The 7,106-nt window shown below is 65.4% G+C and carries 5 protein-coding genes, 1 pseudogene and 1 riboswitch; of the genes and pseudogenes, 5 read left to right on the top strand and 1 reads right to left on the bottom strand.

Annotated features, from left to right (window positions below):
• Together A5652_RS15910 and metE are read left to right on the top strand one after the other, a co-directional pair.
• A partial coding sequence (locus A5652_RS15910; RefSeq protein WP_067353171.1) for an NAD(P)-dependent oxidoreductase occupies window positions 1–482 on the top strand: 482 nt, incomplete at its 5' end.
• 52 nt (window positions 483–534) lie between these two features.
• Window positions 535–728, top strand: a riboswitch (cobalamin riboswitch).
• Between the two features lie 136 nt (window positions 729–864).
• Window positions 865–3,135, top strand: coding sequence for a 5-methyltetrahydropteroyltriglutamate--homocysteine S-methyltransferase (metE, locus tag A5652_RS15905; RefSeq protein ID WP_067353168.1), 2,271 nt, complete (start codon window positions 865–867; stop codon window positions 3,133–3,135).
• A 79-nt stretch (window positions 3,136–3,214) separates the two neighbouring features.
• Here the strand turns inward: metE and A5652_RS15900 are convergent, their stop codons facing one another.
• Window positions 3,215–4,939 carry a DUF3556 domain-containing protein gene (locus A5652_RS15900; RefSeq protein WP_067353174.1) on the bottom strand — a complete coding sequence of 575 codons (1,725 nt, stop codon included), beginning with the start codon at window positions 4,937–4,939 and terminating at the stop codon, window positions 3,215–3,217.
• 114 nt (window positions 4,940–5,053) lie between these two features.
• Here A5652_RS15900 and A5652_RS26860 point away from each other — a divergent pair, with 114 nt between their 5' ends.
• From A5652_RS26860 to A5652_RS15890, 3 genes and pseudogenes are all read left to right on the top strand, one after another.
• Window positions 5,054–5,266: a hypothetical protein gene (locus A5652_RS26860; protein ID WP_156745373.1), complete on the top strand. Its 213-nt coding sequence runs from the start codon at window positions 5,054–5,056 to the stop codon at window positions 5,264–5,266.
• A gap of 170 nt (window positions 5,267–5,436) precedes the next feature.
• Window positions 5,437–6,801: a flavin monoamine oxidase family protein gene (locus tag A5652_RS15895; RefSeq protein ID WP_369805803.1), complete on the top strand. Its 1,365-nt coding sequence runs from the start codon at window positions 5,437–5,439 to the stop codon at window positions 6,799–6,801.
• Between the two features lie 78 nt (window positions 6,802–6,879).
• Window positions 6,880–7,106: pseudogene (locus A5652_RS15890) on the top strand (hypothetical protein); the annotation flags it as partial.

Genomic DNA, 7,106 nt, shown 5'->3' with positions numbered 1-7,106 from the left:
AGCGGCTCGATACGAACGCCCTGGCGGATTTGGTGACCGGGCACGACGCGGTCGTCTTCTCGGCCGGAGCGGGCGGGGGCAATCCGGAGCGGACCTATGCGGTCGACCGGGACGCCGCGATCCGGGTGATCGACGCCGCTGCGCAAGCGGGCGTCAAGCGGTTCGTCATGGTGTCCTACTTCGGCGCGAGCCCGGATCATGGTGTACCGCAGGATGATCCGTTCTTCGCCTACGCCGAGGCCAAGGCCGCGGCCGATGCCCACCTGCGCGACAGCGACCTGGAGTGGACGGTGCTGGGGCCGGGCCGGCTCACCCTCGAGCCTGCCACCGGCAAGGTGGCCGTCGGCCAGGCGAAAGGGCAGGTGTCGCGCGCCGACGTCGCGCTCGTCGCGGCCGCCGCATTGGCCGACGATTCGACCGTCCGGCGGACTATCGAATTCAACAACGGCGACGTCCCGATCGCGCAGGCGTTGGCGAACTGATTAAGCTACCTCTCGCAGCTGGTCTGCTTACGCCGCAACTGCGGCGTGGGCATCGAGCGAGGCAAACGTTAGTAACGCTTCGTAAGAGGGAACCCGGTGAGAATCCGGGACTGTCCCGCAACGGTATGCAGGAACGACCGCCGTCACAAGCACTGGTCACCACGACTGGGAAGCGACGGCCACTAGGAGCATTGCCGGAGTGCACGCCTGCGAGTCCGGAGACCTGCCAGCTGTGCCGGGCGCGCCGCGTCCGGCGGCTCATCGCCTCGTGGAATGGGCGTTAGGCTGCAGCCGTTGCGGTTGGTACCTGGGTACGCACCGCTATCGGATCGGCCGTACGTCCGCCGGCGGTGACCACCACGCCGATTGAAGGACGAATATCGTGACCCCTCAAGCATTTACCGCAACAATTGTCGGCTCGCCACGCATCGGTCCGAAGCGCGAACTCAAACGCGCCACCGAGGGCTACTGGGCCGGACGCACCAGCCGAGCCGATCTGGAGAAGGTCGCCGCCACCCTGCGTCGCGATACCTGGAAGGACTTGGCCGACGCCGGCCTGGACTCGGTTCCGGTGAACACCTTCTCTTACTACGACCAGATGCTCGATACCGCGGTCATGCTGGGTGCGCTGCCGGATCGCGCCGCGCCGATTCCCGACGACCTGGACCGCTATTTCGCCGCGGCGCGGGGCAACAAAGACGTCGCACCGCTGGAGATGACCAAGTGGTTTGACACCAACTACCACTACATCGTTCCCGAGATCGAGCCAGCGACTAAGTTCGTCCTGAACCCGGAAAAGGTGCTCTCAGAGCTGAAAGAAGCTCTTGAGCAAGGCATTCCAGCTCGCCCGGTAATCATCGGGCCGATCACCTTCCTGCTCCTGAGCAAGGCCGTCAATGGTGGCGGCGCACCGATCGAACGCCTGCAGGAACTGGTGCCGATCTACTCCGAGCTGCTGTCACTGCTGGCCGACAACGGCGCGCAGTGGGTGCAGATCGACGAGCCGGCTCTGGTGACCGACATCTCCCCCGACGCACCGGCACTGGCCGAAGCCGTCTACAACGCGCTGGGCAACGTGAGCAACCGACCCGCTATCTATGTCGCGACCTACTTCGGCGACCCCGGCGACTCCCTGGCGGGGCTAGCCCGCACGCCCGTCGAGGCGATCGGTGTCGATCTGGTCTATGGGCCGGACACGGCGGTGGCGGGGGTGCCCGAGCTGGCCGGCAAGACGGTGGTGGCCGGTGTCGTGGACGGGCGCAACATCTGGCGTACCGACCTGGAGTCGGCGCTGGGCAAGCTGGCCGCCCTGCTGGGATCGGCGGCGCACCTGGCGGTCTCGACGTCCTGCTCGACGCTGCACGTGCCGTACTCGCTGGAGCCCGAGACCGGCCTGGACGACGCCCTGCGCAGCTGGCTGGCGTTCGGGCGGGAGAAGGTTGTCGAGGTGGTGACGCTGGCCCGCGCCCTGAATCAGGGCCGCGACGCGGTCGCCGACGAGATCGCGGCGTCCAACGACGCGGTGGCGTCCCGCAAGAACGACCCGCGCCTGCACAACGACCGGATCCGGGCCCGCATCGACTCGATCGTCGCGTCGGGCACGCACCGGGGTGACGCGGCCGAGCGCCGGGCCAGCCAGGAGGCGCGGCTGCAGCTACCGCCGCTGCCGACGACCACCATCGGGTCGTTCCCGCAGACCGTCGAGATCCGCAAGGCGCGCGCCGCGCTGGTCGCCGGCGAGATCGACGAGGCCGAGTACCAGAGGCGGATGAAGCAGGAGATCGCCGATGTCATCAAGTTGCAGGAGAGCCTCGGGATTGACGTGCTGGTGCACGGCGAGCCGGAGCGCAATGACATGGTGCAGTACTTCGCCGAGCAGCTGGACGGATTCTTCGCCACCAAGAACGGCTGGGTCCAGTCCTACGGCAGCCGCTGCGTGCGCCCGCCGGTGCTCTTCGGCGACGTGATTCGCCGGCACCCGATGACGGTGGAGTGGGCGAAGTACGCGCAGTCGCTGACCGACAAGCCGGTCAAGGGCATGCTGACCGGGCCGGTGACGATCTTGGCGTGGTCGTTCGTCCGGGACGATCAACCGCTGGCCGACACCGCCAACCAGGTGGCGCTCGCGATTCGCGACGAGACCGTGGACCTGCAGGATGCCGGCATTGCGGTCATCCAGGTCGACGAGCCCGCGCTGCGCGAGCTGCTGCCGCTGCGTCGCGCCGATCAAGAGGATTACTTGCGTTGGGCCGTAGGATCTTTCCGGTTGGCCACCTCCGGCGTCGCGGATTCCACCCAGATCCACACCCACCTGTGCTATTCGGAATTCGGTGAGGTGATCGGAGCCATCGCCGATCTGGACGCCGACGTGACGTCCATTGAGGCGGCGCGATCACACATGGAGGTGCTGGACGACCTGAACTCGATCGGCTTCTCCAACAGCGTCGGTCCGGGCGTCTACGACATCCACTCTCCGCGGGTGCCGAGCACGGGCGAGATGGCCGAGTCACTGCGCGCGGCGCTTCGGGCGGTTCCCGCCGAGCGCCTGTGGGTGAACCCCGACTGCGGGTTGAAGACCCGCAACTCCGACGAGGTGAGGGCGTCGCTGAAGAACATGGTTGCCGCCGCCCAGGAGGTCCGGGCCGGCGCCTGATCCCTCGGCGAGCGTGGGGCCTATGCGGGAATTTCGGCAGAATCACTACTTAGGGCCCACACTCGGCGAGCACACGTAGTTATTCGGACAGCACTTGCACCGGAACATCATCGGCCCACGGTTGGCGGACGACCATGTCGGCGACCCGGACGATGCCGCGCTCGAATTCACCGGTGGCTGCGTCGACCAACCGATACGCCTGCGTCTGCTTGTGAATGGGTTGCGCGTCAAGCAGAACCACTCGGACCTCGCCCGGCTCGAAGTGGCAACGCTCCTGCAGGGCGGTGATCAGTTGCTCGTTGTGCATGTGGCCGTCGCCGAAGTTCCAGCCGATGGCGGTGCTGCAGATCCGCTCCCCGTCGGTGATGATGTAGTCGTCCTCGTTCTGGCCTGCCATGGCGCGGTGTGCCAGCGTGAACAGCGCCCGGCCGTGAGTGTTGAAGCCGCGAAACGCATACCCCATGTAGATAGGGATCTGCGCCGCCTCGGGGCTGCCGTAGAACCGCTCCAACTGGGCCTGCGGCATGCTGGCGATCGCCACGATGCCTCGGCTGATCTTGTCGTTGGCCGACGCCTTGATGCACCACAGTGTGGTGTCCCAATTGCCTGCGTAGTAACGCATCCCCGGTAGGAACGAGATCTTGCGCGGAAACATGTTGCCCAACACGACGATTCCCGCGATGACAACGAACAGGACCGCTACTACCACCGGGTGCCTCAGGTCGCGCAGCCCGATGTGGGTGTGTGCGACGAACAACGACAGCACACCGAAGATCATGAAAACGTTCCATTCCAGCGGCACGCCCATCGGAATCGAGACCAGGATCCCCAGGTGGAAACAGACCATCGCGGCGGCCGCCACCGTGAGGGGCCACCCTTCGTGACAGAAGAACAGCGGTAACGGCACCAACATCTCGATGGCGGTGCTCAGGTGCGCCAGCCACCGCGACAGCCGTCCGGGCCGCAGATCTTCCGGGAAGCTTTCGAAGAACCGCCGCTTCAGCCAGCGGGGCCGCACCAATGGATTATTGGACATCATCGTGGAGATGACGAACGGAAAGTGTTTGTTCAGTTTGGATGTCGCGGCACCCATCCAGATCACCAGGAACACCACCTTGGACCCGACGATCATGTCTGGTGCGGCGAAAAGGAACGTCACCGCCATGGTCGCGTAGACCTCGCCGCGGGCGGCCAGGAAGATCACCTTGTCGCGCAGCCCGACCACCGCCAGCAGCAGCAGGATCAACACGATCTTCCATGCCGGCAGCAGCCCGATCCTGGTGCCCAACTCCGGTATCGGTCCGGTGCCGTCGGCGAACAGCGCTGCCAGCGTCACCACCAGGAAGAGCCCGTACAGCGCGACGTCGATCGGCTTGCGCTTGGTGCCCTTGGTGAGCGGGACACGATCCGGCCACGGTGGGAGCCGGATGGTGCCGAAGCGCATCCAGTACAGAATCGAGCCCATCGGCGGAAAGAACCGGTTGTTCAACGGTCCGAAGCCACAACCCAGCCCGATCACTTCGAAGAGCATGGTGTAGAGCACGACCTTCTCGAACACGATCGGCTCCGACCACCACGACGCGATGCGTGTGAACCCGCCCAGGCCGTTGGTCGCCGAGGCGAACAGCCACGCACCGAGGATGTAGAGCATGATTTTGGCGACGTAGAACAGGTGCAGCACCAACGGCGTGCCGAAGCCGACCTCCGCCCAGTGCTTGGCCATCGGCCGGATCTTGTCGCTACGGGTGCCCTTGTTCCATTCGGCCATGTCGAGCTGCGGCAGCTCCGGCTTCAGAAATCCCATGGTTCCACACATTAGAACGTGTTCTAGGGGTGCGTACCGCAACCTTGGGAGAAGAAGCCTTGGCCTGCGGCTTTCGCGCCGTTGATGGCGGGCCGGCGTGCGAGGGGATCTATCGTGGGCAGGCCCCGGTCCCTCGTCCCGGCAGTTGTTGCCGTCGTCTCCACGATCGCATTGGCCGCCGAAGGCCCCGCCGATCCGCCTGCGCCGGGCGACTTGTGCACCGTCTTGCACTCGACCGCCCAGGACGTCAACGACAGACCGATGTGGTGCAACCCGACGACCACTGGACCCCACGCCCTGGTGTGGCATTACGGCGGATCCTCGTAGCGGCTGTTAACTGCTTGGGCGCCAATAAGTTTCAGGCGCGCGCTGCGCACGCGCCGCCACAAGCCAGGTCGCCGGGTACACGGACGCCTGCGGAATCTGCGTAACCGGCCACCGCCGGCACCCGGTCGGTGTAGTTTGCTGCTGGGATGGACGAGGTTGAGGAGCCAGCCGTGTCTGAGGTCGATTTCTGCGTGGTCGGAGCGGGATTCGCGGGGCTGACGGCCGCGTTGCGGCTCAAACAGGCGGGGCATTCGGTGGCCTTGCTGGAGGCGCGTGATCGCGTCGGTGGACGCACTTTCACCGAGACCCGGGCGGACGGTACGTGGATCGATCGCGGCGGCGCCTGGATCGGGCCGGGCCAGGACCGAATTTATGCGCTGATGAACGAATTCGGCGTGCCGGAGTACAAGCAGCACAACGACGGCGACGCCATGATGATCGTCGGCGGCAAGAAACACCGCTACGGCGGCACCATCCCGTGGACGGTGAGCCCGTGGGCCGTCGCCAACCTTGGGTTCGGTTTGGCCGCCATCGAGAGGATGTGCAAAGAGATTCCGCGCGAAGCCCCGTGGAACGCGAAGAAGGCCCAGGAGTGGGACCGCATCAGCATTGGGGAATGGATCCACAAGAAGTCCATGTCCAAGGACGCCGCCGAGATGCTGGACATGGCCTTCGCCGGACTCTATACCTCCGCGGGGTCGGAGACGTCGTTGCTGTGGGGGCTGACGCAAACGGCCTCCGCGGGCGGTCTCACCTTCGCGATCTCGGGCAAGGGCGGTTCCCAGGATGCCCGCCCGGTTGGCGGGATGGGCGCACTCCACCGCCCGATCGTGGCCGAATTGGGTGAGGCGCTGCACCTTTCGCAGCCGGTCCGGCAGATCACTCAGGATGCCGACGGCGTGACAATCGACGCTGCCGATCTCACGGTGCGCGCGCAACGAGTGATTGTCGCGATCCCGCTGGCGATCGCCACATCAATCGTCTACGAGCCGATGCTGCCGGTGGATCGAGCGTTTCTGCACCAGCGCATGCCAAGCGGCGCGGTCGTCAAAATCTCGGTCATTTACGACGAGCCCTTCTGGCGCGCCGACGGACTGTCCGGCCAATCCGCCGCGCCGAACTCCCCGGCCACCCTGACCATCGACGCCTGTACAGACACCGGGGACCCGGGAATCATGTGCGTCATCACCGAGGGACCCGGGGCACGGCGGCTGACGGAACTCGACGAACCCGAGCGCAAAGCGGTAATCATCGGCGAACTCGTCGACCGATTCGGCAGCAAAGCCAAAGCGCCACTGGAATTCCACGAACAGAACTGGACTATCGACCGCTATTCCGGCGGGGGAATGATCGGCCACGCCCCTCCCGGCGTGCTGACGGAATTCGGCTATACCCTCCGCGAGCCCTGTGGCCGCATCCACTGGGCCGGCACCGAAAGCTCGGCCGTCATGTGCGGGTGGATCGACGGCGCGATTCGCTCCGGCGAGCGCGCCGCGGCCGAGGTGGCCGCAGCCGAGACCGTGGCCGTTGCGTAGCCAAATCACTTGTACCACTTTGGTTTCAGTGGTTTCGGTCGGGCTTTTCTTGTCGGTGGGCGGACGTAGTATTCGAACATGGGTTCGAGTGCGCGGGAGGGGATCTGGGAGGCCGTCGGGTCGCTGCGCGCGGCGGTGTCGTTTTTGCAGGGGCATTCGTATGACGGGCTGACCAATCCAGAGCGTCTGGCGCTGTTAGAGATATTTGAATGCGAGACTCGCAAACTCCAAACGCCCAGCCACCAACTGATCAATCAGGTGGCCGCGCAATCGGATCCGGCCGAGTTGGGTGGCAAGTTGTCCTG

It is taken from the genome of Mycobacterium sp. 1165178.9 (assembly GCF_001673555.1).
Lineage (GTDB): Bacteria > Actinomycetota > Actinomycetes > Mycobacteriales > Mycobacteriaceae > Mycobacterium.
The sequence above is the reverse complement of the archived record's forward strand: the minus strand, read 5'-3'. Positions and strand labels throughout refer to the sequence as shown.

Coding starts and splice junctions, on each gene's coding strand:
- A5652_RS15900 (WP_067353174.1), bottom strand. CDS start 4,939: ATGGGATTTCTGAAGCCGGAGCTGCCGCAGCTCGACATGGCCGAATGG.